Origin of the sequence: Methylobacterium sp. FF17, assembly GCF_025813715.1 — a bacterium.
GTDB lineage: Bacteria > Pseudomonadota > Alphaproteobacteria > Rhizobiales > Beijerinckiaceae > Methylobacterium > Methylobacterium flocculans.
Map to the genome: position 1 here is coordinate 5,613,315 of NZ_CP107532.1, position 24,512 is coordinate 5,637,826.

Annotated in this window: 32 protein-coding genes; all 32 read right to left on the reverse strand. The window is 65.2% G+C overall.

What is annotated here, in order from left to right; all coding sequences use genetic code 11:
* Window position 1: 1 nt before the first annotated feature.
* The 32 genes from OF380_RS26650 to rpoC all read right to left on the reverse strand — a co-directional run bounded on the left by OF380_RS26650 (window position 2) and on the right by rpoC (window position 24,457).
* Window positions 2-1,021: a DNA-directed RNA polymerase subunit alpha gene (locus OF380_RS26650; protein ID WP_244010551.1), complete on the reverse strand. Its 1,020-nt coding sequence runs from the start codon at window positions 1,019-1,021 to the stop codon at window positions 2-4.
* Window positions 1,022-1,140: 119 nt separating this feature from the next.
* A complete protein-coding gene (locus tag OF380_RS26655) occupies window positions 1,141-2,016 on the reverse strand; it encodes an MBL fold metallo-hydrolase (RefSeq protein WP_264048638.1) in 876 nt (291 codons plus the stop codon).
* A 44-nt stretch (window positions 2,017-2,060) separates the two neighbouring features.
* On the reverse strand, window positions 2,061-2,450 hold the full coding sequence (gene rpsK / locus OF380_RS26660; RefSeq protein ID WP_056091630.1) for a 30S ribosomal protein S11: 390 nt from the start codon (window positions 2,448-2,450) through the stop codon (window positions 2,061-2,063).
* A 171-nt stretch (window positions 2,451-2,621) separates the two neighbouring features.
* A complete protein-coding gene (rpsM, locus tag OF380_RS26665; protein WP_264048639.1) occupies window positions 2,622-2,990 on the reverse strand; it encodes a 30S ribosomal protein S13 in 369 nt (122 codons plus the stop codon).
* 227 nt (window positions 2,991-3,217) lie between these two features.
* Entirely contained in the window at window positions 3,218-3,820 is a 603-nt protein-coding gene (locus OF380_RS26670; RefSeq protein ID WP_264048640.1) for an adenylate kinase, read from the reverse strand.
* Between the two features lie 116 nt (window positions 3,821-3,936).
* Entirely contained in the window at window positions 3,937-5,274 is a 1,338-nt protein-coding gene (secY, locus tag OF380_RS26675) for a preprotein translocase subunit SecY (protein WP_264048641.1), read from the reverse strand.
* A gap of 147 nt (window positions 5,275-5,421) precedes the next feature.
* Window positions 5,422-5,925 carry a 50S ribosomal protein L15 gene (gene rplO, locus OF380_RS26680; protein ID WP_264048642.1) on the reverse strand — a complete coding sequence of 168 codons (504 nt, stop codon included), beginning with the start codon at window positions 5,923-5,925 and terminating at the stop codon, window positions 5,422-5,424.
* An 11-nt stretch (window positions 5,926-5,936) separates the two neighbouring features.
* Window positions 5,937-6,128 carry a 50S ribosomal protein L30 gene (gene rpmD / locus OF380_RS26685; RefSeq protein WP_056183534.1) on the reverse strand — a complete coding sequence of 64 codons (192 nt, stop codon included), beginning with the start codon at window positions 6,126-6,128 and terminating at the stop codon, window positions 5,937-5,939.
* 12 nt (window positions 6,129-6,140) lie between these two features.
* On the reverse strand, window positions 6,141-6,728 hold the full coding sequence (gene rpsE / locus OF380_RS26690; RefSeq protein WP_264048643.1) for a 30S ribosomal protein S5: 588 nt from the start codon (window positions 6,726-6,728) through the stop codon (window positions 6,141-6,143).
* Between the two features lie 93 nt (window positions 6,729-6,821).
* Window positions 6,822-7,184 (reverse strand): 50S ribosomal protein L18, encoded by a 363-nt coding sequence (gene rplR / locus OF380_RS26695; RefSeq protein ID WP_264048644.1) that lies wholly within the window; start codon window positions 7,182-7,184, stop codon window positions 6,822-6,824.
* Between the two features lie 12 nt (window positions 7,185-7,196).
* A complete protein-coding gene (gene rplF / locus OF380_RS26700) occupies window positions 7,197-7,730 on the reverse strand; it encodes a 50S ribosomal protein L6 (protein WP_264048645.1) in 534 nt (177 codons plus the stop codon).
* A 25-nt stretch (window positions 7,731-7,755) separates the two neighbouring features.
* On the reverse strand, window positions 7,756-8,151 hold the full coding sequence (gene rpsH, locus OF380_RS26705) for a 30S ribosomal protein S8 (protein WP_055881679.1): 396 nt from the start codon (window positions 8,149-8,151) through the stop codon (window positions 7,756-7,758).
* Window positions 8,152-8,163: 12 nt separating this feature from the next.
* A complete protein-coding gene (gene rpsN, locus OF380_RS26710) occupies window positions 8,164-8,469 on the reverse strand; it encodes a 30S ribosomal protein S14 (protein WP_264048647.1) in 306 nt (101 codons plus the stop codon).
* A gap of 40 nt (window positions 8,470-8,509) precedes the next feature.
* Complete coding sequence (gene rplE / locus OF380_RS26715) at window positions 8,510-9,076, reverse strand: 50S ribosomal protein L5 (RefSeq protein ID WP_264048648.1); 567 nt, start codon at window positions 9,074-9,076, stop codon at window positions 8,510-8,512.
* Entirely contained in the window at window positions 9,069-9,386 is a 318-nt protein-coding gene (rplX, locus tag OF380_RS26720) for a 50S ribosomal protein L24 (protein ID WP_055949297.1), read from the reverse strand. The genes rplE and rplX overlap by 8 nt, the downstream gene beginning before the upstream one ends.
* Window positions 9,386-9,754, reverse strand: coding sequence for a 50S ribosomal protein L14 (gene rplN / locus OF380_RS26725; protein ID WP_055949294.1), 369 nt, complete (start codon window positions 9,752-9,754; stop codon window positions 9,386-9,388). The genes rplX and rplN overlap by 1 nt, the downstream gene beginning before the upstream one ends.
* A gap of 381 nt (window positions 9,755-10,135) precedes the next feature.
* Complete coding sequence (rpsQ, locus tag OF380_RS26730) at window positions 10,136-10,399, reverse strand: 30S ribosomal protein S17 (protein ID WP_264048649.1); 264 nt, start codon at window positions 10,397-10,399, stop codon at window positions 10,136-10,138.
* 10 nt (window positions 10,400-10,409) lie between these two features.
* Window positions 10,410-10,625, reverse strand: a complete 216-nt coding sequence (gene rpmC, locus OF380_RS26735) for a 50S ribosomal protein L29 (protein ID WP_018044221.1) — start codon at window positions 10,623-10,625, stop codon at window positions 10,410-10,412.
* Window positions 10,626-10,636: 11 nt separating this feature from the next.
* Window positions 10,637-11,050: a 50S ribosomal protein L16 gene (gene rplP, locus OF380_RS26740; protein ID WP_055949287.1), complete on the reverse strand. Its 414-nt coding sequence runs from the start codon at window positions 11,048-11,050 to the stop codon at window positions 10,637-10,639.
* Window positions 11,051-11,099: 49 nt separating this feature from the next.
* Window positions 11,100-11,840: a 30S ribosomal protein S3 gene (rpsC, locus tag OF380_RS26745; RefSeq protein ID WP_056481096.1), complete on the reverse strand. Its 741-nt coding sequence runs from the start codon at window positions 11,838-11,840 to the stop codon at window positions 11,100-11,102.
* 10 nt (window positions 11,841-11,850) lie between these two features.
* The gene (gene rplV / locus OF380_RS26750; RefSeq protein WP_244010538.1) at window positions 11,851-12,237 is read right to left on the reverse strand and encodes a 50S ribosomal protein L22; all 387 of its coding nucleotides are present in this window, start codon (window positions 12,235-12,237) and stop codon (window positions 11,851-11,853) included.
* 2 nt (window positions 12,238-12,239) lie between these two features.
* Complete coding sequence (rpsS, locus tag OF380_RS26755; RefSeq protein ID WP_055949278.1) at window positions 12,240-12,518, reverse strand: 30S ribosomal protein S19; 279 nt, start codon at window positions 12,516-12,518, stop codon at window positions 12,240-12,242.
* Between the two features lie 5 nt (window positions 12,519-12,523).
* Window positions 12,524-13,360: a 50S ribosomal protein L2 gene (gene rplB, locus OF380_RS26760; RefSeq protein ID WP_264048651.1), complete on the reverse strand. Its 837-nt coding sequence runs from the start codon at window positions 13,358-13,360 to the stop codon at window positions 12,524-12,526.
* 27 nt (window positions 13,361-13,387) lie between these two features.
* The gene (locus OF380_RS26765) at window positions 13,388-13,684 is read right to left on the reverse strand and encodes a 50S ribosomal protein L23 (protein ID WP_056091577.1); all 297 of its coding nucleotides are present in this window, start codon (window positions 13,682-13,684) and stop codon (window positions 13,388-13,390) included.
* On the reverse strand, window positions 13,681-14,301 hold the full coding sequence (rplD, locus tag OF380_RS26770; protein ID WP_264048652.1) for a 50S ribosomal protein L4: 621 nt from the start codon (window positions 14,299-14,301) through the stop codon (window positions 13,681-13,683). The genes OF380_RS26765 and rplD overlap by 4 nt, the downstream gene beginning before the upstream one ends.
* Complete coding sequence (rplC, locus tag OF380_RS26775) at window positions 14,301-15,041, reverse strand: 50S ribosomal protein L3 (protein ID WP_056183512.1); 741 nt, start codon at window positions 15,039-15,041, stop codon at window positions 14,301-14,303. Before rplC ends, rplD begins: the two co-directional genes overlap by 1 nt.
* A gap of 51 nt (window positions 15,042-15,092) precedes the next feature.
* The gene (rpsJ, locus tag OF380_RS26780) at window positions 15,093-15,401 is read right to left on the reverse strand and encodes a 30S ribosomal protein S10 (protein WP_018044230.1); all 309 of its coding nucleotides are present in this window, start codon (window positions 15,399-15,401) and stop codon (window positions 15,093-15,095) included.
* A 91-nt stretch (window positions 15,402-15,492) separates the two neighbouring features.
* Complete coding sequence (gene tuf / locus OF380_RS26785) at window positions 15,493-16,683, reverse strand: elongation factor Tu (RefSeq protein WP_056480538.1); 1,191 nt, start codon at window positions 16,681-16,683, stop codon at window positions 15,493-15,495.
* Between the two features lie 69 nt (window positions 16,684-16,752).
* Window positions 16,753-18,828, reverse strand: a complete 2,076-nt coding sequence (gene fusA / locus OF380_RS26790; protein ID WP_056275823.1) for an elongation factor G — start codon at window positions 18,826-18,828, stop codon at window positions 16,753-16,755.
* A 30-nt stretch (window positions 18,829-18,858) separates the two neighbouring features.
* Window positions 18,859-19,329, reverse strand: a complete 471-nt coding sequence (rpsG, locus tag OF380_RS26795) for a 30S ribosomal protein S7 (RefSeq protein ID WP_056183508.1) — start codon at window positions 19,327-19,329, stop codon at window positions 18,859-18,861.
* Window positions 19,330-19,434: 105 nt separating this feature from the next.
* Window positions 19,435-19,806, reverse strand: a complete 372-nt coding sequence (rpsL, locus tag OF380_RS26800) for a 30S ribosomal protein S12 (protein WP_018044234.1) — start codon at window positions 19,804-19,806, stop codon at window positions 19,435-19,437.
* 442 nt (window positions 19,807-20,248) lie between these two features.
* Window positions 20,249-24,457: a DNA-directed RNA polymerase subunit beta' gene (gene rpoC / locus OF380_RS26805; RefSeq protein ID WP_264048656.1), complete on the reverse strand. Its 4,209-nt coding sequence runs from the start codon at window positions 24,455-24,457 to the stop codon at window positions 20,249-20,251.
* Window positions 24,458-24,512 lie beyond the last annotated feature (55 nt).

Below are 24,512 nucleotides of genomic sequence, written 5' to 3' on the forward strand. Positions count from 1 at the left end.
CTCAGTAGTGCTCTTCGAAGCGCTTGGCGAGGTCTTCGATGTTCTCCGGCGGCCAGCCGGGGATGTCCATGCCGAGATGCAGGCCCATCGCGGCCAGCACTTCCTTGATCTCGTTGAGCGACTTGCGACCGAAGTTCGGGGTGCGCAGCATCTCGCCCTCGGACTTCTGGATGAGGTCGCCGATGTAGACGATGTTGTCGTTCTTCAGGCAGTTAGCCGAACGCACGGAGAGTTCGAGCTCGTCCACCTTCTTGAGCAGGGCCGGGTTGAAGGGGAGCTGCGGCGCGAGCGGCTGCGCCTCCTCCTTGCGGGGCTCCTCGAAGTTCACGAACACCTGGAGCTGGTCCTGGATGATGCGCGCGGCATAGGCCAGCGCATCCTCCGGCGACACGGCGCCGTTGGTCTCGATTGTCATCGTCAGCTTGTCCTTGTCGAGATCCTGGCCCTCGCGGGTGGTCTCGATGCGGTAGGACACCTTGGTGACGGGCGAGAACAGGGCGTCCACCGGGATCAGGCCAATCGGCGCGTCCTCGGGACGGTTGCGCTCGGCCGGGACGTAGCCCTTGCCGGTGGCGACCGTGAACTCCATGCGGATCTCCGCGCCGTCATCCAGCGTGCAGATGACGAGGTCGGGGTTCAGGATCTGGACGTCGCCCACCGTGCCGATGTCGCCGGCGGTGACGAGGCCGGGGCCGGTCTTGCGCAGGGTCAGGCGCTTGGGGGCCTCGGTCTGCGACCGGATGGCGATGGTCTTGATGTTGAGGACGATGTCGGTGACGTCCTCGCGCACGCCCGGAATCGACGAGAATTCATGCAGCACGCCGTCGATCTGCACCGAGGTCACGGCCGCGCCCTGGAGCGAGGACAGCAGCACCCGGCGGAGCGAGTTGCCGAGGGTGGTGCCGAAGCCGCGCTCGAGGGGCTCGGCGACGACGGTGGCGACCCGCTTGGGGTCGTGCCCGGTCGAGACCTGGAGCTTGTTCGGCTTGATGAGCTCTTGCCAGTTCTTCTGAATGACCACGATGCTACCTCTCGCAAGATCGGCGCGGGCCACGAGGGTGGTCCACGCAATCGCCCGTCGACACCGCGCCTTCGGCGTCGAACGGGCTCAGAACGGATGCGTCCGCTGAAGACGGACGGTTACTGTGCCGCGACCCAGAGTTCCGGAACGAAACTATAGGCGGCACCGTCCCGGGCGACGTAGCCCAGGGCGGGAAATTCCAGGTGCGCGCCCGCCACGAAGGTGCGGTCGTTCGCCACCATGTCGAGCATGCGGCGACGCACGGCTCGTGCCTGGTCGCCGTCGGTGTCGAACACCATACCGGCTTCCGGCTGCTTGAACTGGATCGCCGGCAGATGAACGACGTCCGCCCACATCAAAAGCGACGCGTCGCCTGACGTGATCCGGTAACCGGTATGCCCGGGCGTGTGGCCGGGCAGCGGAACCGCCTCGATGCCCGGTGCCACGGTGCCGCCGGTGATGGTGCGCAGGCGCCCGCCATAGGGAGCCGTGGCTTGGCGGGCCATCTCGAAATAGGGCTTGGCATCGTCGGGAGCCCGCGAGAGCGCGCCGTCGTCGAGCCAATGGGCGGCCTCGTTGGCATGCATCACGAGTTCGGCGTTCGGAAACCGGGCCACGCCCTCACCCGCGATCAGACCGCCGGCATGGTCTGGGTGCAGGTGCGTGAGCAGGACCGTCTCGATGGAGTCCGGTGCCACGCCGGCCGCCGCGAGGGCGGCCGGAACGCGGCCGAGGGACGGGCCACCGAAGCTGCCCATCCCGCTATCGATCAGGATCGGCTTTCGCCCCGGACCGGTGATCAGGAACGCATTCAGCGTGATGCGGGGATCCTGCGCGCGAAAGCCGGCGGCCTGAAGGGCGCCGGCCTCCGCACGCGCGATCCCGGTGACGAGATCCAGCGACCCTTGCAGGTAGCCGTCGTTCATCACCGTGATCGTCAGATCACCCAAGCTCCACCGCAGCACACCGGCAAGCGGATTCTGAGCATTCGACACGCGCGTCTCCGTGACAGGCCCCAAGGGTTCGCGAAGGCGTCCGCTCAGACGCGACGACGCTTGCGCGGACGGCAGCCGTTATGCGGGATCGACGTCACGTCGCGGATCGACGTCACGGTGAAGCCAGCGGCCTGCAGGGCGCGCAGCGCGGACTCACGACCCGAACCCGGACCCGAGACCTCGACCTCGAGGGTACGCATGCCATGCTCGGCGGCCTTGCGGGCAGCGTCCTCGGCGGCGACCTGGGCGGCGTAGGGGGTCGACTTGCGCGAGCCCTTGAAGCCCATGGCGCCGGCCGACGACCAGGAGATCGTGTTGCCCTGCGCGTCGGTGATGGTGACCATCGTGTTGTTGAACGAGGCGTTCACGTGCGCAACGCCCGAGACGATATTCTTGCGTTCGCGGCGACGAACGCGGGTTGCTTCCTTGGCCATCTGTACTCTCTCGTCCTTCAAGCGCGCCCGTCATTCCAGGCGCTCGGGATGTTTCTGCGGTGATGGCGGCGCGATCCGCGATGACCGAGCCGCCAAACGGGCTCCCGACTGCGGAACACCCGACGCGACGTGAGGAGGCCGAGCACCGCTCGGCCTCCCAATGCCAAAAAATTACTTCTTCTTGCCGGCGATCGGCTTGGACTTGCCCTTGCGGGTGCGCGCGTTGGTGTGCGTGCGCTGGCCGCGGACGGGCAGGTTGCGGCGGTGGCGCAGGCCACGGTAGCAGCCGAGATCCATCAGGCGCTTGATGTTCATCGAGACTTCGCGGCGCAGATCGCCCTCGACGAGGTAGTCGAGGTCGATGGTCTCGCGGATCGACAGCACTTCGGCGTCGGTCAGCTGGTTCACGCGGCGCTCGGCCGGGATGCCGACCTTGCCGGTGATCTCTTCGGCCTTCTTGGGGCCGATGCCGTGGATGTACTGAAGCGCGATGACGACGCGCTTGTTTGTCGGGATGTTAACGCCAGCGATACGAGCCAAGGTGTCTCTCCATGGGGCGCCGAAATCCATCGGTGCCGGGGTGTGACGCGCGTCCGGTGGAGACCGGCCCCTGCGCGCCGTCCAAAACGACAAATCGGCCCGCACCGGCCTCCTGAGAGGCGATCCGGACCCATTTCCCTGAACGAAGACCGGCCCACTAGCGCGGGCCGGCCGAACTGTCAATGCCAAGTCGCGACGATGCGGCCGTAACGGCCGGTGTGCCGCAGCTAGGAGGCGGACGTCGCCGCGTAGCGCTCGAGGATGTCGGTGAGGTCACCCGTCACCGACTCCACCGGCTTCATACCGTCGATCTTCTGCAGGAGGCCGGTGCCGGCATAGTAGTCGGACAGCGGCGCGGTCTGCTTCCGGTAGGCTTCGAGGCGCGTCTTGAAGACCTCGGGCGTATCGTCCTTGCGTACGGGCTGGCCACGGGCCGCCGTCTCCTCCGCACGCTTGGCGATGCGACCGACCAGGGCATTCTCGTCGACCACGAACTCCACCACGGCGTCGAGGGCGATGCCCTTCTGCGCCAGCATGGCATCGAGGGCCTTCGCCTGTTCGACGGTGCGGGGGAAGCCGTCGAGGATGAAGCCCGCCTTGGCATCGGCCTCCTCGATCCGGTCGGCGACGATACCGACCACGATGGCGTCCGAGACGAGGCCGCCCGACTCCATGACCGCCTTCGCCTCCAGGCCCACCGGCGTGCCGGCGGAAACGGCGGAGCGCAGCATGTCGCCCGTCGACAGCTGCGGGATGCCATAGCGTGCCACGATCCGCTCGGACTGCGTCCCCTTCCCCGCACCGGGGGGCCCAAGCAGGATGATGCGCATGGTGTCGTTTCCTCAGGTCTGAAGTTCTGGGATGCCCCGCAGCTTCCGCGCGACGCGGGGGTCCACAAGTGTCCGACAAAAGCGACGACCGGTGAGTGACCGGTCGTTGGGCACGCTCAACGACGCCGGGTCGCCCCGCGCAGCTTGGCCTTCTTCACGAGGCCCTCGTACTGGTGCGCCATCAGGTGCCCGTGGATCTGCGCCACCGTGTCCATCGTCACGGAGACGACGATGAGGAGCGAGGTGCCGCCGAATCCGATGCTGGCCGAGGAATACGACGCTAGGATCTCGGGGACCAGGCAGACGAAGGTCAGGTACAGCGCACCGATCAGGGTGATGCGCGTCAGCACCTTGTCGATGAAGGTCGCGGTACGCTCACCGGGCCGAATGCCCGGGATGAAGCCGCCATGCTTCTTCAGGTTGTCCGCCGTTTCCTGCGGATTGAACACCACGGCGGTGTAGAAGAACGCGAAGAAGATGATCAGGGCCGCGTAGAGCACCATGTAGAGCGGCCGCCCGTGGCCGATATACGTGGTGATCGTCGCGAGGATGCCGGTGCCGCCGTTATTGGCCGAGAAGCTGGCGACGGTAGCGGGCAGGAGCAGCAGCGAGGAGGCGAAGATCGGTGGGATCACACCGGCGGTGTTGAGCTTGAGGGGCAGGAACGAGGTCTGGCCCTCGTACATGCGGTTGCCGACCTGACGCTTTGGGTAGTTGATCAGGAGGCGGCGCTGAGCGCGCTCCATGAACACGATGAAGTAGACCAGCGCGATGGCGGCCACACCCATGCCGAGGATGACGGCCGACGAGAGCGCGCCGGTCCGGCTGAGTTCCAGGGCGCCGACGATGGCCACCGGGAGGTGGGCGACGATGCCCGCGAAGATGATCAGCGAAGAGCCGTTGCCGATACCGCGCGAGGTGATCTGCTCACCGATCCACATCAGGAACAGGGTGCCGCCGGTCAGCGTGATGACCGTGGAGAGGATGAAGAACGGACCGGGCTCGATGGCCGCGCTCGAACTCTGGAGGCCGAAGGCGATGCCCCAGCTCTGGACCAGGGCGAGCACCACCGTCAGATAGCGGGTGTACTGGTTGATGACCTTACGGCCGGACTCACCCTCCTTCTTCAGCGCTTCGAGGCTCGGGATCACCGAGGTGAGCAGCTGGATGATGATGGAGGCCGAGATGTACGGCATGATGTTCAGCGCGAAGATCGCCATGCGCTCGACGGCGCCGCCGGAGAACATGTTGAACAGGCCGAGCACGCCGCCCGCCTGTTGCTGGAAGTTCCGCGCGAACTGATCCGGGTCGATGCCGGGAATCGGGATGTACGTGCCCAGGCGGAACACGATGAGCGCACCCAGCGTGAACCAGATGCGCTTCTTGAGCTCGTCGGCCTTCGCGATGGCCCCGAAATTGAGGTTCGCGGCAAGCTGCTCGGCGGCTGAGGCCATGGCACCGGTTCCTGAAATCGATACTGACGGGAGCGGATCATCGTCTCGGGAGAGACGATCACGCTCCTTGAAAAAACGGGAACGGCGGCCGCGCGCGAGGTCGCACGGGCCGCCGCTCAGAGCTTCGACTTAAAGTCAGACGCGGGGCTACGCAACCACGCGGGCAGGCTTGCCGCGGGTCGAGACGCCGTCACCGTAGGTCACGGTGACCGTGCCGCCGGCCTTCTCGACACCCTCGATCGCCGACTTCGACGCGCGGGTGACCTCGAAGGTCAGCTTCGCGGTGAGCTCGCCGACGCCGAGGAGCTTCACGCCGTCACGGGCGCGGGCGCAGATGCCGGCGGCGATCAGGGTGTCGACGGTCACGGTGGCGCCCGCCTCGATGCGGCCGGCGTCGACAGCCTGCTGGACGCGACCGAGGTTCACCTCGTTCAGGTCAGTGGAGTACAGGTTGTTGAAGCCGCGCTTCGGAAGGCGACGATGCAGCGGCATCTGACCGCCCTCGAAGCCCTTGATGGAGACGCCGGTGCGGGCCTTCTGACCCTTCACGCCGCGTCCCGCGGTTTTGCCCTTGCCGGAGCCGATGCCCCGACCGACGCGCATCCGGTTCTTGGTGGCGCCGTCGTTGTCGCGGAGTTCGTTGAGTTTCATGATGCCCTCCCTCAGGCCGCGTCGCTGACGACGCGCACGAGGTGCTGCACCTTGCGGATCATGCCGCGCACGGAGGGCGTATCCTCCAGCTCGGAAACCCGGTGCAGCTTGTTCAGCTTCAGGCCGATCAGCGTCGCGCGCTGATCACCCTCGCGGCGGATGGGCGAGCCGATCTGCTCGACCCGGAGTGTCTTCTGTGCCATCGGACCCTCCCCTTACGCCACAGCTGCTTCGGACATGTCGGACGGATCGGCATCGCGACGACGGGCCTGGAGGGCCGACACCTTGAGACCGCGACGGGCCGCGACGGCGCGCGGGCTGTCTTCGTTCTTGAGCGCCTCGAAGGTGGCGCGCACGAGGTTGTAGGGGTTCGAAGAGCCGAGGCTCTTGGCCACCACGTCCTGCATGCCGAGCGTCTCGAAGACGGCGCGCATCGGGCCGCCGGCGATGATGCCGGTACCCTGGGGGGCGGCGCGCAGGATGACCTTGCCAGCGCCGTGACGACCGTAGACGTCGTGATGCAGCGTACGGCCCTCGCGAAGCGCCACACGGACGAGTCCTCGCTTGGCGGCTTCCGTCGCCTTGCGGATCGCCTCAGGCACTTCGCGTGCCTTACCGTGGCCGAAACCGACGCGGCCCTTCTGGTCGCCGACGACGACGAGGGCTGCGAAGCCGAAGCGACGGCCGCCCTTCACCACCTTGGCGACGCGGTTGATGTGGACAAGCTTGTCCACGAACTCGCTGTCGCGCTCTTCGCGCTCATCGCGGCGGCCGCGGCCCCCGCCTTCACGTTCACGTGCCATACTGAATGTCCATCTCACTGGCGCGGGTGGCGGACCCGCTCGCTTGAATCGTCTGGAACGGAGGGCGGATCAAACCGCCCTCCTCCGCCAATCTTAGAACTCGAGGCCACCCTCACGGGCGGCATCGGCGAGCGCCTTGACGCGCCCGTGATAGAGGTAGCCCGAGCGATCGAAGATCACCTGGGTGACGCCAGCAGCCTTGGCGCGCTCGGCGACGAGCTTGCCGACAGCCTGGGCGGCCGACACGTCGGCACCGGTCTTGAGGCCGCTGCGAAGATCCTTCTCGAGGCTCGAGGCCGCGGCGAGGGTCTTGCCCGCCGCGTCGTCGATGACCTGGACGTAGATCTGCTTGGAGGAACGGAACACCGAGAGCCGGGGCCGTCCATTGGCCGCCGCCCGCAGCGCGCGGCGCACACGCGCCTTGCGGCGGTCGAGTGCATCGATTTTGCGTGACATGTTCGGCGGCCCTTACTTCTTCTTGCCTTCCTTGCGGAAGATGAACTCGCCCGCGTACTTCACGCCCTTGCCCTTGTAGGGCTCCGGGCCGCGATAGTCGCGGATCTCGGCGGCCACCTGGCCGACCACCTGCCGGTCGATACCGGTGATGACGATTTCGGTGGGCTTCGGCACCGCGATCGTGATCCCGGCCGGGATCTCGTACTCGATGTCGTGGCTGTAGCCGAGCGAGAGCTTCAGTGCCTTGCCGGCCATCGCGGCGCGGTAACCCACGCCGGTGATCTCAAGCTTCTTCTCGAAGCCCTTGGAGACGCCCTCGACGAGGTTCGCAACTTGGGCCCGGGAGGTGCCCCACAGCGAGCGAGCCTCCTTGGTCTGGTTCTTGGGCTGCACCGAGACGGCGCCGTCCTCGAACTTCACGTCGACCACGTTGGGAACGACGTACTGGAGCTCGCCCTTGGAGCCCTTCATCTTCACCGTTTGACCGGTCACCGTGGCCGTCACACCGGACGGGACGGGAACGGGCTTCTTGCCTACGCGAGACATCGCCTTGATTCCTCCAGGTCCGAGATCAGAACACCTTGCAGAGCACTTCGCCGCCGACGTTGCGCTCGCGCGCCTCGTGGTCGGCCATGACGCCCTGCGGGGTGGACACGATGGTGACGCCGAGACCGTCGGCGACACGCGGCAGCTCGCCGACCGACGAGTAGACGCGGCGGCCGGGCTTCGACACGCGCTGGATCGAGCGGATGACGGGCTGGCCGTCGTAGTACTTCAGCTCGATCGCGAACTCGGTCCGGCCGTTGCCGTAATCCGTGGTCGCGTAGTCGCGGATGTAGCCCTCGGACTTGAGGACGTCGAGCACGCTGGCGCGCAGGCGGGAGCCGGGCGTCTGAACGACGTTGCGGCGACGCTGCTGACCGTTGCGGATGCGGGTGAGCATATCACCCACGGGATCGTTGACCATGGTGGTTGCTCCTTACCAGCTCGACTTGACGAGACCGGGGATCAGACCCTGGTTGCCGAGTTCGCGCAGCGCGATGCGCGAGATGCCCATCTTGCGATAGAAGGCGCGCGGACGGCCAGTCATGCCGCAACGGTTGCGGATGCGGGTGGACGACGAATTGCGGGGGAGTTCCGCGAGCTTGAGGCGCGCCTCGAAGCGCTCCTCCATTTCGAGGGACTCGTCGTTCGCCGTAGCGAGCAGCGCCTTGCGCTTGGGAGCGTAGAGCTTCACCAGCGCCTGGCGGTGCTTGTTCTTCTCGATCGAACTTTTCTTTGCCATTTCTCTCTCCGGTGTCCGCGTCTGAGACCCTAACGGGGGCTCACTGCCGGAACGGGAATCGGAACTGCGTGAGGAGCGCGCGCGCCTCAGCATCGGTGCGGGCCGTCGTCTGGATGACGATGTCCATGCCCCAGGTGGCCTCGGCCTTGTCGTACGAGATCTCCGGGAACACGAGGTGCTCCTTCAGGCCCAGGGCATAGTTGCCGTTGCCATCGAAGGAACGCGGGTTCAGGCCGCGGAAATCGCGGACGCGCGGGAGCGCGATCGTGATCAGGCGATCCATGAACTCGTACATGCGCTGCTTGCGCAGCGTCACCTTGCAGCCGATCGGCATCCCTTCGCGGACCTTGAAGGTCGCGATGGCCTTGCGGGCCTTGGTGATGACCGGCTTCTGGCCGGCGATGAGGGCCAGGTCGCCGGCGGCGACGGAGGCCTTCTTCGAATCGGCGGTCGACTCACCGACGCCCATGTTGATCACGATCTTTTCGATGACCGGGACCTGCATCGGGTTCTTGTAGCCGAACTCTTCGATCAGCTTCTGGCGCACCACTTCGTCGTAGTGCTTGCGCAGGCGCGGGACGTACCCGTCAACGTTCTTCTCAGCCATCGATCAGATCCCCCGAGCGCTTGGCGAACCGGACTTTGCGGCCGTCGTCGAGAATGCGGAAACCAACGCGCGTGGGCTGACCGTCCTTCGGGTCGGCCACAGCGATGTTGGACAGGTGAATCGCAGCTTCCTTGGAGACGATGCCGCCTTCCTGGTTCTGCGTCTGCTTCTGGTGCTTCTTGACCAAGTTGATACCGCGCACGAAAGCACGGTCTTCCTTGGGGAGAACCTGAATGACCTCGCCCGAACGACCCTTGTCGCGACCGGTGAGGACGACGACCTTGTCGCCTTTCTTGACCTTGGCGGCCATTACAGCACCTCCGGCGCGAGCGAGATGATCTTCATGTGGTTGCGGGCGCGCAGCTCGCGCGGAACCGGTCCGAAGATGCGGGTGCCGATCGGCTCCTTCTGATTGTTGATCAGAACGGCAGCGTTCTTGTCGAAGCGGATCACCGAACCGTCGGGACGCTTCACTTCCTTCGCCGTGCGAACGACGACCGCCTTCATGACGTCGCCCTTCTTCACGCGGCCCCGGGGAATCGCTTCCTTGACGGAGACCACGATGATGTCGCCGACACCGGCGTACTTACGCTTCGACCCGCCCAGAACCTTGATGCACATCACGCGGCGCGCACCAGAGTTGTCGGCGACGTCCAGATTCGTCTGCATCTGGATCACGGGCAGTGACCTTTCCATTGTTTCAGGCGGGTTTCCGCACGCGGACGGTATTGTCCGGCGGACGACGCCTGATGGGGATCTGATGTCCCCGGCTCATATGAAGCACCGCGCAATCGGTGTGGTGAAACACCGGCGCGGTCGCCGCGTACGAAGAGTGCGAACACCCTTCTCACATGTCGCGAAGGCATGGCCACTACACGAGTCGGCCGAGGCACGCAAGAACTTCCTCGCATACACCCCTTCGGAACCGGCAATGTTGGCCGGGCACGGGTCTCCCGTGATCCGGTGCTCCAAGAGCCGGGCGTATCCGGACGCCAGAGGCATTCGGACAAAAAAACGGGCGCAGAACTCTGCGCCCGCCTCATCGACCGTTCATGACGGTCAGGCTTCGGCGGCCACCGCTTCCGGGGCGGACGCACCCTCGACCAGTTTCCAGGTCTTCGTCTTGGAAAACGGGCGGCACTCCTCGATCGACACGGTCTGACCGACCTTGGCGACGTTGGCTTCGTCGTGGGCGTGGTAGTTCTTGGAGCGACGGACGGTCTTCTTCATCACCGGATGGGTGAAGCGGCGCTCCACCTTCACGACGATGGTCTTCTCGCCCTTGTCGCTGACGACGACGCCCTGCAATACGCGCTTCGGCATGGTGTACTCCTCAGGCCTGCGCGGACTTCAGCGTCTTCTGACGCTGAAGCGTACGGACGCGGGCGATATCGCGGCGGACTTCGCGGACCCGCGCGACGTTCTCGAGCTGGCCGGTGGCGCCCTGGAAGCGCAGGTTGAACTGCTCCTTCTTCAGGTTCAGCAGCTCATCGTTCAGCTGATCGGGCGACAGGGCGGCGAGATCCGACTGTCTCTGCGACGACTTCATGATCCCCTCCCTCAGTCAGCGATGCGCTGAACGACGCGCGTGCGGATCGGGAGTTTGGCCGCGCCGAGGCGCAGGGCCTCCTTCGCGACATCCTCGGCCACGCCGTCGACTTCGAACATGATACGTCCGGGATGCACGCGGGCAGCCCAGAACTCGGGTGCGCCCTTACCGGAGCCCATGCGGACTTCGGTGGGCTTTGCCGTGACCGGAACGTCCGGGAAGATCCGGATCCAGACACGGCCCTGGCGCTTCATCTCGCGGGTGATCGCGCGGCGGGCCGCCTCGATCTGGCGCGCGGTGATGCGCTCGGGCTCGACGGCCTTCAGGCCGAAGGTCCCGAAGTTGAGGTCGAAGCCGCCCTTGGCCGCACCGTGGATGCGACCCTTGAACTGCTTACGGAACCTGGTCTTCTTGGGTTGCAACATGGCAGCCTCTCAACACCTTTCTCAGGGTGACGGGGTCACGGGCACGCCGTTAGGCGTGCTCGCGCCGGCCGCGCTCGCGGCCACCCTCACCATCGCGCTCGCGACGGCCGCCCGAACGGCCACCCTCTTCCTGCGCCTTCTTATCCTGTGCCATCGGGTCGTGCTCGAGGATCTCGCCCTTGAACACCCACACCTTGATCCCGCACGTCCCGTAGGTCGTGAAAGCGGTGGCGACACCGTAATCGACGTCGGCGCGCAGCGTATGCAGCGGCACGCGACCCTCGCGGTACCATTCCTGGCGCGCGATCTCGGCGCCGCCGAGACGGCCCGAGCAGTTGATGCGGATGCCCTCGGCACCGAGACGCATCGCCGACTGCACGGCACGCTTCATGGCGCGACGGAAAGCGACGCGGCGCTCGAGCTGCTGCGCGATCGAGTCGGCCACCAGGGTGGCGTCGATCTCGGGCTTGCGCACCTCGACGATGTTGATCGTGACTTCCGCCTTGGTCAGGGTACCGACCAGCTTGCGGAGCTTCTCGATATCCGCGCCCTTCTTGCCGATGACCACGCCCGGACGACCCGAGTGAATGGTGACGCGGCACTTCCGGTGCGGTCGTTCGATGACGATCTTCGAGACGGCAGCCTGCTTGAGCTGCTTCATGAGGGCGGCGCGGATCGCGACGTCCTCGTGCATGAGCTTGGCGTATTCACCCTTCTGGGCGAACCAGCGGGAGTCCCAGGTCCGGTTGATACCGAGCCGCAGACCGATCGGATTGACTTTCTGGCCCATCAGGTCCTCCTCACGCCGCTTCGGCGGTCGGGACTTCGCGCACCACGATGGTGAGGTTCGCGAAGGGCTTCAGGATACGGGCGCCGCGGCCGCGGGCACGAGCGTGGAAGCGCTTGAGCACGAGAGCCTTGCCGACGAACGCCTGGGAGACGACGAGATCGTCGACGTCCAGGTTATGGTTGTTCTCGGCATTGGCGATGGCGCTCTCGAGGCACTTCTTGACCTCGCGGGCGATCCGCTTGCGGGAGAATTCGAGATCGGCCAGGGCCGACTCGACCTTCTTGCCGCGAATGAGCTGCGCGACGAGATTGAGCTTCTGCGGGCTGACGCGCAGCATGCGCGCGACGGCCTGGGCCTCGTTCTCGGGGAGCGCGCGGGGAGTGGCGGGCTTACCCATGATCAGCGCCTCTTCGACTTCTTGTCGGCTGCGTGACCGTGGAAGGTGCGGGTCGGCGAGAACTCACCGAACTTGTGGCCGACCATTTCCTCGGAGACGTAGACCGGGATGTGCTTCTGTCCGTTGTGCACACCGAAGGTGAGCCCGACGAACTGCGGCAGGATCGTGGAGCGGCGGCTCCAGATCTTGATGACTTCGTTACGGCTGGAACCGCGAGCGGCTTCGGCCTTCTTGAGGAGGTAGCCGTCGATGAACGGCCCCTTCCAGAGCGAGCGTGCCATGGGCGTTACTTCTTACGGTTATGACGGCTGGACAGGATGAAGACGTCGGTCCGCTTGTTCGAGCGGGTCTTCTTCCCCTTCGTGGGAACGCCCCACGGCGTGACCGGGTTACGGCCGCCGGAGGTCCGTCCCTCGCCGCCGCCGTGCGGGTGGTCGACCGGGTTCATGGCAACGCCGCGAACGTGCGGGCGCTTGCCGAGCCAGCGATTGCGGCCGGCCTTGCCGAGCGAGATGTTCATGTGGTCCGGGTTGGAGACCGCGCCGACGCTGGCGAAGCACTGACCGTGGACCAGACGCTGCTCACCCGAGTTCAGGCGGAGCGTGACGTAACCCTGATCGCGTCCGACGATCTGGGCATAGTTGCCGGCGGAGCGGGCGATCGCGCCGCCCTTGCCGATCTTGAGCTCGACGTTGTGGACGATCGTGCCCACCGGCATGTTGCCGACCGGACCGGCATTGCCGGGCTTGATGTCGACCTGCTCGGCCGCGATCACTTTGTCGCCCGGCGACAGGCGCTGCGGAGCCAGGATGTAGCTCTGCGTACCGTCGGGGAATGCGATCAGCGCGATGAACGCGGTGCGGTTGGGATCGTACTCGATCCGCTCGACCGTGGCGGCCACGCCCATCTGCTCGCGACGCTTGAAGTCCACGTTGCGAAGCGTGCGCTTGTGACCGCCGCCACGGAAGCGGACCGTGATGCGGCCGAGGTTGTTGCGGCCGCCGGACGACGACTTGCCCTCGGTGAGCTTCTTGACCGGCTTGCCCTTGTAGAGCTCACGGCGGTCGACGAGCACGAGCTGGCGAAGGCTCGGCGTGACCGGTTTGAATGTCTTCAAGGCCATCGGTGGTAATCCTTAACCCGACTTGTCTCAGAGGCCGGTCGTGACGTCGATCGTTTCACCCTCGGCGAGAGTCACGATCGCTTTCTTCACGTCCGAACGCTGTCCGCGAAGCCCGCGGAAAATTTTCTTCTTGCCCTTGGTAACGAGCGTGTTCACGCCCGTGACCTTGACGTCGAACAGCTTCTCGACCGCTTCCTTGATCTGCGGCTTCGTCGCCTTCGGGGCAACCCGGAAAACGACCTTGTTCTGCTCGGTGAGGTTCGTCGCCTTCTCGGTGATGACCGGGGAGACGATGATGTCGTAGTGGCGCGGATCGGCACTCATTGGAAACGCGCCTCCAGCGCATCGATCGCTGCGCGCGTCAGCACGAGCTTGTCGCGACGCAGGATGTCGTAGACGTTGATGCCCTGGATCGGCAGCACGTCGATCTGCGGGATGTTGCGGGCGGCGCGTGCAAAGTTCACGTCCACCTCGGCACCGCCGATGATCAGTGCGCTCGACAGGCCCATCTTCTCGAAGCGCTCGACGAGCGCCTTGGTCTTGCCCTCGGTCAGCTTCACGTCGTCGACGATGATGAGGGTCGAATCCTTCACCTTGGCCGAGAGCGCGTGCTTTAGGGCGAGCGCACGGACCTTCTTCGGAAGATCGTGAGCATGGCTGCGCACGACCGGACCGAAGGCACGTCCACCGCCGCGGAACTGCGGAGCGGAGGCGGCACCGTGACGGGCGTTACCCGTGCCCTTCTGCTTGTAGAGCTTCTTGCGGGTCCGGTTCACGTCCGAACGGTTCTTGACCGCATGGGTTCCGGCCTGACGCTTGGCGAGCTGCCAGCGCACCATGCGCTGAAGCAGGTCGACGCGGGGCTCGAGACCGAAGATGGTCTCGTTGAGGTCGACCGACCCGGCGCCCTCGCCGTCGAGGGTGGTGATATCGAGCTTCATCACGCGTTCTCCTCGGAAGCGGGAGCCTCGGGAGCCGGCGCTTCGGTGGCCGGGGCGGAAGCGCCAAGCTCACGGAACTTGCCAGGCTGCGGAACGTCGGCGGGGAGCTTGCGCTTCACCGCGTCGCGGATCTGGATCCAGCCGCCGGCGACACCGGGGACGGCGCCTTCGACGAGGATGAGGCCACGCTCCGGGTCCGTACGCACGACGCGCAGGTTCTGGGTGGTGACCCGGTCGACGCCCATGTGGCCGGGCATCTTCTTGTTCTTGAAGGTCTTGCCCGGATCCTGGCGGCCACCGGTCGAACCGATCGAGCGGTGCGAGATGGACACGCCGTGGGTGGCGCGCAGACCGCCGAAGTTCCAGCGCTTCATACCGCCGGCGAAACCCTTACCCGTGGTGGTGCCCGTCACGTCGACGAACTGGCCCGGGATGAAGTGATCGGCCGTGATCTCGGCGCCGACCGGGATCAGCTTGTCCTCGGACACGCGGAACTCGGCGAGCTTCTGCTTGGGCTCGACCTTGGCGACCGCGAACCGGCCGCGCTCGGCAGCCGACACGTTCTTCACCTTGGCCTTACCGACGCCGACCTGAAGGGCGACGTAGCCGTTCTTCTCGACGGTACGGTGGGCAACCACCTGGCATTGATCGATTTTGAGCACTGTGACGGGCACATGTTCCCCAGCATCTGTAAAGATGCGGGTCATGCCGACCTTCTGTGCGATGACGCCTGAGCGCATAGGTGTCTCCCTCGCGCGATTCTACGGTAAGCTCTAAATCCCCGCGGGGACTTAGAGCTTGATCTCCACGTCCACGCCGGCGGCGAGGTCGAGCTTCATCAGCGCGTCCACGGTCTGCGGCGTCGGATCGACGATATCGAGGACGCGCTTGTGGGTGCGCATCTCGAACTGCTCGCGCGACTTTTTGTCGATGTGCGGCGAGCGGTTGACGGTGAACTTCTCGATATGCGTCGGCAGCGGAATCGGACCACGGATGGTGGCGCCGGTGCGCTTAGCCGTCGAGACGATCTCGCGGGTCGACGCATCGAGAATGCGATGGTCGAACGCCTTGAGGCGGATGCGAATATTCTGACCGTTCATGACCTGAAACCTTGGCGGGACAATGGAGGGGCGGGCGCGAGGACCCGCCCCTCAATCGTTCCCTGCGGACGTGTTCGTTTGGGACGGACGCTTACTCGTTGATGGCGGCGACGACGCCTGCGCCGACGGTACGGCCGCCTTCACGGATGGCGAAGCGCAGCTTCTCTTCCATGGCGACCGGCACGATCAGGGTGACGTCCATGGTCACGCTGTCGCCGGGCATCACCATCTCGGTGCCCTCGGGGAGCACGCACACGCCGGTCACGTCCGTGGTGCGGAAGTAGAACTGCGGGCGGTAGTTGGTGAAGAACGGCGTGTGGCGGCCGCCCTCCTCCTTGGTGAGGATGTAGGCCTCGGCCTTGAACTTGGTGTGGGGCTTGACCGAGCCGGGCTTGCAGACGACCTGGCCGCGCTCGACGTCCTCGCGCTTGGTGCCGCGCAGGAGCACGCCGACGTTGTCGCCGGCCTGGCCCTGGTCGAGGAGCTTGCGGAACATCTCGACGCCCGTGACCGTCGTGGTCTGGGTGTCGCGGATGCCCACGATCTCCACGGTCTCGCCGACCTTGACGATGCCGCGCTCGACGCGACCCGTCACCACCGTGCCGCGGCCCGAGATCGAGAACACGTCCTCGATGGGCATCAGGAACGGCTTGTCGATCGGGCGCTCCGGCTGCGGGATGTAGGCGTCCACCGACGCCATCAGCGCCAGCACGGCGTCGTGGCCGACAGCCTTGTCGCCGTTGTCCAGCGCCACCTTGGCCGAACCCTTGGTGATCGGGATGTCGTCGCCGGGGAAGTCGTACTTCGAGAGGAGCTCGCGCACCTCCATCTCGACGAGCTCGAGGAGCTCGGCGTCGTCGACCAGATCCACCTTGTTGAGGAACACCACCAGCGCCGGCACGCCGACCTGGCGGGCGAGCAGGATGTGCTCGCGGGTCTGGGGCATCGGGCCGTCGGCCGCCGACACCACCAGGATCGCGCCGTCCATCTGCGCCGCGCCCGTGATCATGTTCTTCACGTAGTCGGCGTGGCCCGGGCAATCCACGTGCGCGTAGTGACGGTTGGCCGTCTCGTACTCCACGTGCGCCGTCGAGATCGTGATCCCGCGCGCCTTCTCCTCCGGCGCCTTGTCGATCTGGTCGTAGGCCGTGAACGTCGCCCCGCCCGACTCCGCCAGGACCTTCGTGATCGCCGCCGTCAGCGACGTCTTGCCGTGATCAACGTGACCAATCGTGCCGATGTTGCAGTGCGGCTTCGTACGCGCAAATTTCTCTTTGGCCATGATAGCCTCCGTCCAATCTGGTGTTGCAAGTGAAGCGGTGCGGGTGGCGCCCCAAAGGGCGCCGCCGTCTTAGGCGTACTTGGCGACGACCTTCTCGGCCTCGCCGCGCGGCACCTCTTCGTAATGGTCGAACTGCATCGTGAAGTTCGCGCGGCCCTGCGAAAAGGACCGGAGCTGGTTCACGTAGCCGAACATGTTGGCCAGCGGCACCATCGCGTTGATGACGTTCGCATTGCCGCGCATGTCCTGGCCCTGGATCTGGCCACGGCGGGAGTTGAGATCGCCGATTACCGAACCGGTGTATTCCTCCGGCGAGACGACTTCGACCTTCATCACCGGCTCGAGGAGCACCGAACCGCCCTTCTGGAGGGCTTCACGGAGCGCCGCGCGGGAGGCGATTTCGAAGGCCAGGGCCGACGAGTCGACGTCGTGGTAGGCGCCGTCGATCAGCTCGACCTTGATGTCGACGACCGGGAAGCCCGCCAGGATGCCGGCGCCGAGGACCGAGTTGAGGCCCTTCTCGACGCCCGGGATGTACTCCTTCGGCACCGTGCCGCCGATGATCTTCGAGGAGAACTCGAAACCCTTGCCGGGCTCGTTGGGCTCCACGATGAACTTCACCCGCGCGAACTGGCCGGTACCACCGGTCTGCTTCTTGTGGGTGTAGTCGATCTCGGTGCGCTTCGTGAGCTTCTCACGGTAGGCGACCTGCGGCTGGCCGATATTCGCGTCGACCATGTAGGTGCGGCGCAGGATGTCGACCTTGATGTCGAGGTGGAGCTCGCCCATCCCGCGAAGGATGGTCTGGCCCGACTCCTGGTCCGTGGAGACCCGGAACGACGGATCTTCCGCGGCGAGCTTGGCGAGGGCGATACCGAGCTTCTCCTGATCGGCCTTCGACTTCGGCTCGACGGCGATCTCGATCACCGGCTCAGGGAACTCCATCTTTTCGAGGATGACGGCGTCCTTCGGGTCGCACAGGGTGTCACCGGTGCGGGTCTCCTTGAGGCCAGCCAGGGCCACGATGTCGCCCGTGAAGGCTTCCTTCACGTCCTCGCGGTTGTTGGCGTGCATGAGAAGCATGCGGCCGACACGCTCCTTCTTGTCGCGCGAGGAGTTGAGCACGTTGGCGCCCGACTCGATCTTGCCCGAGTAGACGCGGCAGAACGTGATCGTGCCGACGTGCGGATCGTCCATGATCTTGAAGGCGAGCATGGAGAAAGGATCGGAATCGGCCGGGTGACGGACGGTCTCTTCCTCGGTCTTGAAGTCGAGGCCCTTGATCTCGCCGCGATCTGCGGGAGACGGCAGGTAGTCGACGACGGCGTCGAGCAGGGGCTGGACGCCCTTGTTCTTGAAGGCCGAGCCGCAGAGCACGGGATGGAAGGCGCGGCGCTGCACGGCGGTGCGCACGAGGCGGTGCATCGTGGCCTGATCCGGCTCGACGCCGTCCAGGTACGCCGCCATCGCGTCGTCATCCATCTCGACGCAGGCCTCGACGAGCTTGATGCGGTACTCCGCAGCTTGGTCGGCGAGGTCAGCCGGAATCTCGGTCTCGGAGAAATCCGCGCCGAGCTTCTCGGACGTCCAGACGATGGCCTTCATCTTGATCAGGTCGATGACGCCCTTGAAGGTCGTCTCGGCGCCGATCGGCAGCTGGAGGCAGACCGGCTTGCCGGCGACGCGATCGATGATGTCGGCGACGCACTTGAAGAAGTCGGCGCCGATCTTGTCCATCTTGTTGACGAACACGACGCGCGGGACGTCGTACTTGTCGGCCTGACGCCAGACGGTCTCGGTCTGGGGCTCGACGCCCTGGTTGCCGTCGAGCACGCAGACGGCGCCGTCGAGCACGCGGAGCGAACGCTCCACCTCGATGGTGAAATCCACGTGGCCGGGGGTGTCGATGATGTTCAGGCGCTTGTCGCGCCAGAAGCAGGTGGTCGCCGCGGACGTGATCGTGATGCCACGCTCCTGCTCCTGCGTCATCCAATCCATCGTCGCGGCGCCGTCATGGACTTCGCCGATCTTATGGGACTTGCCGGTGTAGTAGAGGATCCGCTCGGTGGTCGTGGTCTTGCCGGCATCGATGTGGGCCATGATGCCGAAGTTGCGGTAGTCCTCGATCGCGTGAGTGCGGGGCATCGGATTGCTCCTGAAAGGGTCCGGGTCCGCTTACCAGCGGTAGTGCGAGAAGGCGCGGTTGGCTTCCGCCATCCGGTGGGTGTCTTCCCGCTTCTTCACGGCGTTTCCGCGATTGTTCGCGGCATCGAGCAGCTCGGCGGACAGGCGCTCGACCATGGTGCGATCGTTGCGGCCACGGGCGGCCTGGATCAGCCAACGAATGGCAAGTGCCTGGCGGCGCTCGGTGCGCACTTCGACGGGGACCTGGTAGGTCGCACCGCCGACGCGGCGGGAGCGCACTTCGATCGCCGGGGCGACGTTGTCGAGGGCGGCGCGGAACACCTCGATGGGGTTCGCGCGGGCGCGGTTCTCGACGATGTCGAAGGCGCCGTAGACGATCCGCTCAGCGGTGGACTTCTTGCCCTCGTACATGATCGAATTCATGAACTTGGTGAGCACGATGTCCCCGTACTTCGGGTCCGGGATGATCTCACGCTTCTCGGCAGAATGGCGGCGGGACATCGCTCGCTCCGTCTTAAACTTGGTCTTCTTGAAACCACCCTGCGCAGGCCGCCTTGAGCCTCTTCGAGGCCGGCGACATCCTTACAGGGTGCGCGAATATCAGTCTTACTTCGGGCGCTTGGCGCCGTACTTCGAACGGCGCTGCTTACGACCCTTCACGCCCTGCGTGTCGAGCACGCCGCGAAGGATGTGATAGCGCACGCCGGGAAGATCCTTCACGCGGCCGCCGCGGATCATCACCACGGAGTGCTCCTGAAGGTTGTGACCCTCGCCCGGGATGTAACCGATGACCTCGAAGCCGTTGGTGAGACGAACCTTCGCGACCTTGCGGAGCGCGGAGTTCGGCTTCTTCGGGGTCGTCGTATAGACGCGGGTGCAGACGCCACGCTTCTGCGGGCAGGCGTCGAGCGCCGGCACCTTGTTGCGGCTCTTCTGCGCCTTGCGCGGCTGAGCGATCAGCTGGTTGATCGTCGGCATGCCAATCCTCTCGAAACGCGTCACCGTCGGTGACCGTCGAAATCCAAATCTCGTTGTGGTCGGCCCCGGCATCGCACAGAGCTGTGCGACGAAACGCAAAACCGCGCCCCAGGCTGATCTCAGCCTTTGGCGCGCCGTTGCAAGCAGAGGATCACCTGCATTGAAGCAAGCGATCATGCCGGACTGACACGTGTTCGTTCGTTGAAGTCGGATGCGTCTAGGAAGCCTGGATCGAGGCTCTGGGCCTCGCGATCGTTTGCTGCCTACGGCCAGCCGTTCAATGAGGGCCTGATAGAGGTGGATTCGCCCTGCGTCAACCCATTTCGTTACGAGATCATGACGTTACCGGCGTCTGCGAGTGGGGATCGTATGGTGAGGACGCAACAAAAAAGGGGCGCCCGGCGGGGGCGGCCCTTCTGACTGTGAGCAGTGATCCTGCGTCTTACTCGGCCGCTGGCGGCAGCTCGGAGAGGGGCTGGGCCCCGCTTTCGGCGGCCTTCTGCTGAAGGATCAGGTTGTCGCGGCGGCGTGCCACGGCCCGGATCTCGGCCGCCATGGAGCCTGTACCGGCCGGGATGAGCGAGCCGACGATGACGTTCTCCTTGAGGCCTTCCAGGTAGTCGATCTTGCCGTTGACCGCTGCTTCCGTGAGGACGCGGGTGGTTTCCTGGAACGAGGCCGCCGAGATGAACGACTTCGTCTGCAAGCTCGCCTTCGTGATGCCGAGCAGCACGGGGACGCCCACGACGGGCTTCTTGCCCTCGGCAAGCAGCTTCTCGTTGATGTCCGCCAGCTCCGTCCGGTCGATCTGATCGCCCGTCAGGATGTCGGAATCCCCACCATCGGTGATCTCGACCTTCTGCAGCATCTGCCGGACGATGACCTCGATGTGCTTGTCGTTGATCGACACGCCCTGGAGGCGGTAGACCTCCTGGATCTCGTTGACGAGGTAGGCAGCGAGCTCCTCCACGCCCTTGATCGCCAGGATGTCGTGCGGCGCCGGGTTCCCGTCGACGATGTAGTCGCCGAGTTCCACCACGTCCCCGTCCTGCAGGTGGATGTGCTTGCCCTTCGGGATCAGGTACTCGACCGCCTCCGAACCGTCATGCGGCGTCAGCGTCAGGCGACGCTTGTTCTTGTAGTCGCGCCCGAACTGGATCGTGCCCGACTTCTCCGCGATGATAGCCGCGTCCTTCGGACGACGGGCCTCGAACAGCTCCGCCACTCGCGGCAGACCGCCGGTGATGTCGCGGGTCTTGGCCGAGTCGGTGGAGACACGCGCGAGGATGTCGCCCGCCTTCACCTTCGCACCCGGATCGTAGCCGATGATGGCGTCGACCGGCAGGAAGTAGCGCGCGTCCGAGCCACGCGGCAGCTTCATCGGCTTGCCGTCGTCATCGAGCACCAACATCGCCGGCTTGAGGTCGGCGGTGCGGGCGGTCCCTCGCCAGTCGATGACAACGCGCTTGGCGATGCCGGTCGACTCGTCGGTGGTCTCGGTGATGGACTGACCGTCGATGAGGTCCTCGTAGGCGACCACACCGTCCGTCTCGGTGATGATGGGACGGGTGTAGGGGTCCCATTCGGCGATGCGCTGACCGCGCTTGACCTTGTCACCGTCGTCCACCCGCAGCTTCGCGCCGTATTGCAGGCGGTGCACCGCACGCTCCGCGCCGTCCGAGCCGACGATCACGACGGCGACGTTACGGCCGGTGGCAATGAGATCGCCATCCGAGTTCCGGGCGAGCGCCCGGTTGCGGATCTTGATCGAGCCCTCGAAGCTCGACTCGATGAAGGACGAGTCGGCGATCTGGGCCGCACCACCGATGTGGAAGGTGCGCATGGTGAGCTGGGTGCCCGGCTCGCCGATCGACTGCGCCGCGATGACGCCGACCGCTTCGCCCATGTTGACGGGCGTGCCACGAGCCAGATCGCGCCCGTAGCAGGTGGCGCAGACGCCGCTCTTGGTGGCGCAGACGAGCACCGAGCGGATCTTCACCTCCTGGATCCCGGCCGCCTGGATGGCGGGCAGGTGTTTCTCCTCGATTGTCTCGTTGGTCTTCACGATCACGGTGCCGTCCTGGGCCACCAGATCCTCTGCCGTGGCACGGCCGAGGATACGGATCGCCAGCGGAGCCACGACCTGGCCCGCATCCACGATGGCGCGCATGCGAATGCCGTTGGTGGTGCCGCAATCGGTCTCGCGGATGACGGCATCCTGCGCCACGTCGACGAGGCGACGGGTGAGGTAACCGGAATTGGCGGTCTTGAGCGCGGTATCGGCCAAACCCTTACGGGCGCCGTGGGTCGAGTTGAAGTACTCGAGCACGTCGAGGCCTTCCTTGAAGTTCGAGATGATCGGCGTCTCGATGATCTCGCCCGAGGGCTTCGCCATCAGGCCGCGCATGGCGGCGAGCTGCTTCATCTGGGCCGGCGAACCACGGGCGCCGGAATGGCTCATCATGTAGATCGAGTTGACCTGCTTGTCGGCGCCGTGCTCGTCCTTCTGCACGGTGGAGATGCGCAGCATCATCTCGGCGGCGAGCTTGTCCGAGCACTTGGCCCAGGCATCCACCACCTTGTTGTACTTCTCGCCCTGAGTGATCAGGCCGTCGTTGTACTGCTGCTCGTAGTCCTTCACCAGCGCGCGGGTGTCGTCCACGATCGGCCACTTGTTGTCTGGCACGACCATGTCGTCCTTGCCGAACGAGATGCCGGCCTTGAACGCGTGGTTGAAGCCGAGCGCCATGATGCGATCACAGAAGATCACCGACTCCTTCTGACCGCAGTGGCGGTAGACGGTGTCGATCATCGCGGAGATCTCCTTCTTCGTCATCAGCTTGTTGACGACGTCGTAGGGGACGTTCTTGTGCAGCGGCAGGGCGGTCGAGAGGATCACGCGGCCGGGAGTGGTGTCGTAGGTCTTGGTCAGCGGCTCGCCATCCGGCCCGATGCCGTTCCACCGCCAGCGGATCTTGGTGTGCAGCTTGACGGTCTTGGCCGCCAGCGCGTGCTCCAGTTCGCCGATGTTGCCGAACACGCCCTGCATCGGGTTCTGCTTGTTCGTCGGATCGAAGGCGCCGATGGCTCCTTCGGCGACGATCGACAGGTAGTAGAGCCCCAGCACGATATCCTGAGAAGGCACGATGATCGGCTGGCCGTTGGCCGGGTGAAGGATGTTGTTGGTCGACATCATCAGGACGCGCGCCTCCAGCTGAGCCTCGAGGCTCAGGGGAACGTGCACGGCCATCTGGTCGCCGTCGAAGTCGGCGTTGAACGCGGCGCAGACCAGCGGGTGAAGCTGGATCGCCTTGCCCTCGATCAGCTTGGGCTCGAAGGCCTGGATTCCGAGCCGGTGCAGCGTCGGCGCGCGGTTGAGCATGACGGGATGCTCGCGGATGACCTCGTCCAGGATATCCCAGACTTCCGGCTTCTCCTTCTCGACGAGCTTCTTGGCCTGCTTGACGGTGGCCGAGAAACCCTTGGCGTCGAGGCGCGCGTAGATGAAGGGCTTGAACAGCTCGAGCGCCATCTTCTTCGGCAGGCCGCACTGGTGCAGCTTGAGCTCCGGACCCACCACGATGACCGAGCGGCCGGAATAGTCGACGCGCTTGCCGAGCAGGTTCTGGCGGAAGCGGCCCTGCTTGCCCTTCAGCATGTCGGCGAGCGACTTCAACGGACGCTTGTTGGCACCCGTGATGACGCGACCGCGACGGCCGTTATCGAACAGCGCATCCACCGCCTCCTGAAGCATGCGCTTCTCGTTGCGGATGATGATGTCCGGCGCGCGCAGCTCGATCAGCCGCTTCAGACGGTTGTTGCGGTTGATGACGCGGCGGTAGAGGTCATTGAGATCGGACGTGGCGAAGCGGCCGCCGTCGAGGGGGACGAGCGGGCGCAGGTCCGGCGGGATCACCGGCACCACGGTGAGGATCATCCACTCGGGCTTGTTGCCCGACATCTGGAAGGCTTCGATGATCTTCAGGCGCTTGAGGAGCTTCTTGGGCTTCAGCTCGGAGGTCGTGGTGGCGATCTCCTCGCGCAGCGCGTCCGCGATGCCGTCGAGGTCGAGTTCCTGCAGGATCCGACGGATGGCCTCGGCGCCGATCATGGCGGTGAAGCTGTCCTCGCCGTACTCCTCCTGGGCGCGCAGGTACTCCTCCTCCGACAGGAGCTGACGCTCCTTGAGGGGGGTGAGGCCCGGCTCGATGACGCAGTAGGACTCGAAGTACAGGATCCGCTCGAGGTCCTTCAGCGCCATGTCGAGCAGGAGGCCGATGCGGCTCGGCAGCGACTTCAGGAACCAGATGTGAGCGACGGGCGCAGCGAGCTCGATATGGCCCATGCGGTCGCGCCGGACGCGCGCGAGGGTGACCTCGACGCCGCACTTCTCACAGATGACGCCCTTGTACTTCATGCGCTTGTACTTGCCGCACAAGCACTCGTAATCCTTGATGGGTCCGAAGATGCGCGCGCAGAACAGGCCGTCACGCTCGGGCTTGAACGTGCGATAGTTGATCGTCTCGGGCTTCTTGATCTCGCCGAAAGACCACGAGAGGATCTTCTCGGGCGACGAGATCGAGATCTTGATCTGGTCGAAGCTCTGGGGCTGAGCCTGCTGGTTGAAAAGATTCATGACCTCTTGGTTCATGATCTACTCCTGCTGACGAGGCGCACCCTCCGCCGAGGGGCTGACCGCGTGCTGA

Coding starts and splice junctions, on each gene's coding strand:
- rplP (WP_055949287.1), bottom strand. CDS start 11,050: ATGTTGCAACCCAAGAAGACCAGGTTCCGTAAGCAGTTCAAGGGTCGC.
- rplF (WP_264048645.1), bottom strand. CDS start 7,730: ATGTCTCGCGTAGGCAAGAAGCCCGTTCCCGTCCCGTCCGGTGTGACG.
- rplO (WP_264048642.1), bottom strand. CDS start 5,925: ATGAAACTCAACGAACTCCGCGACAACGACGGCGCCACCAAGAACCGG.
- rpsH (WP_055881679.1), bottom strand. CDS start 8,151: ATGGTCAACGATCCCGTGGGTGATATGCTCACCCGCATCCGCAACGGT.
- rpsQ (WP_264048649.1), bottom strand. CDS start 10,399: ATGCCGAAGCGCGTATTGCAGGGCGTCGTCGTCAGCGACAAGGGCGAG.
- tuf (WP_056480538.1), bottom strand. CDS start 16,683: ATGGCCAAAGAGAAATTTGCGCGTACGAAGCCGCACTGCAACATCGGC.
- rpmC (WP_018044221.1), bottom strand. CDS start 10,625: ATGAAGTCGTCGCAGAGACAGTCGGATCTCGCCGCCCTGTCGCCCGAT.
- rpsC (WP_056481096.1), bottom strand. CDS start 11,840: ATGGGCCAGAAAGTCAATCCGATCGGTCTGCGGCTCGGTATCAACCGG.
- rplB (WP_264048651.1), bottom strand. CDS start 13,360: ATGGCCTTGAAGACATTCAAACCGGTCACGCCGAGCCTTCGCCAGCTC.
- rpsS (WP_055949278.1), bottom strand. CDS start 12,518: ATGGCACGCTCGCTCTGGAAGGGGCCGTTCATCGACGGCTACCTCCTC.
- rplD (WP_264048652.1), bottom strand. CDS start 14,301: ATGAAGCTCGATATCACCACCCTCGACGGCGAGGGCGCCGGGTCGGTC.
- rplE (WP_264048648.1), bottom strand. CDS start 9,076: ATGGCTGAGAAGAACGTTGACGGGTACGTCCCGCGCCTGCGCAAGCAC.
- rplV (WP_244010538.1), bottom strand. CDS start 12,237: ATGGGTAAGCCCGCCACTCCCCGCGCGCTCCCCGAGAACGAGGCCCAG.
- OF380_RS26670 (WP_264048640.1), bottom strand. CDS start 3,820: ATGCGCATCATCCTGCTTGGGCCCCCCGGTGCGGGGAAGGGGACGCAG.
- OF380_RS26765 (WP_056091577.1), bottom strand. CDS start 13,684: ATGAGTGCCGATCCGCGCCACTACGACATCATCGTCTCCCCGGTCATC.
- rplR (WP_264048644.1), bottom strand. CDS start 7,184: ATGTCACGCAAAATCGATGCACTCGACCGCCGCAAGGCGCGTGTGCGC.
- rpsN (WP_264048647.1), bottom strand. CDS start 8,469: ATGGCAAAGAAAAGTTCGATCGAGAAGAACAAGCACCGCCAGGCGCTG.
- rpmD (WP_056183534.1), bottom strand. CDS start 6,128: ATGGCACAGAAGACACTCCGGGTCGAGCAGATCGGCTCGCCCATCCGC.
- rplX (WP_055949297.1), bottom strand. CDS start 9,386: ATGGCCGCCAAGGTCAAGAAAGGCGACAAGGTCGTCGTCCTCACCGGT.
- secY (WP_264048641.1), bottom strand. CDS start 5,274: ATGGCCTCAGCCGCCGAGCAGCTTGCCGCGAACCTCAATTTCGGGGCC.
- rpsL (WP_018044234.1), bottom strand. CDS start 19,806: ATGCCGACGATCAACCAGCTGATCGCTCAGCCGCGCAAGGCGCAGAAG.
- fusA (WP_056275823.1), bottom strand. CDS start 18,828: ATGCCCCGCACTCACGCGATCGAGGACTACCGCAACTTCGGCATCATG.
- rpsK (WP_056091630.1), bottom strand. CDS start 2,450: ATGGCCAAGGAAGCAACCCGCGTTCGTCGCCGCGAACGCAAGAATATC.
- rplC (WP_056183512.1), bottom strand. CDS start 15,041: ATGCGCTCAGGCGTCATCGCACAGAAGGTCGGCATGACCCGCATCTTT.
- rpsG (WP_056183508.1), bottom strand. CDS start 19,329: ATGTCCCGCCGCCATTCTGCCGAGAAGCGTGAGATCATCCCGGACCCG.
- rpsJ (WP_018044230.1), bottom strand. CDS start 15,401: ATGAACGGTCAGAATATTCGCATCCGCCTCAAGGCGTTCGACCATCGC.
- rpoC (WP_264048656.1), bottom strand. CDS start 24,457: ATGAACCAAGAGGTCATGAATCTTTTCAACCAGCAGGCTCAGCCCCAG.
- rpsE (WP_264048643.1), bottom strand. CDS start 6,728: ATGGCACGTGAACGTGAAGGCGGGGGCCGCGGCCGCCGCGATGAGCGC.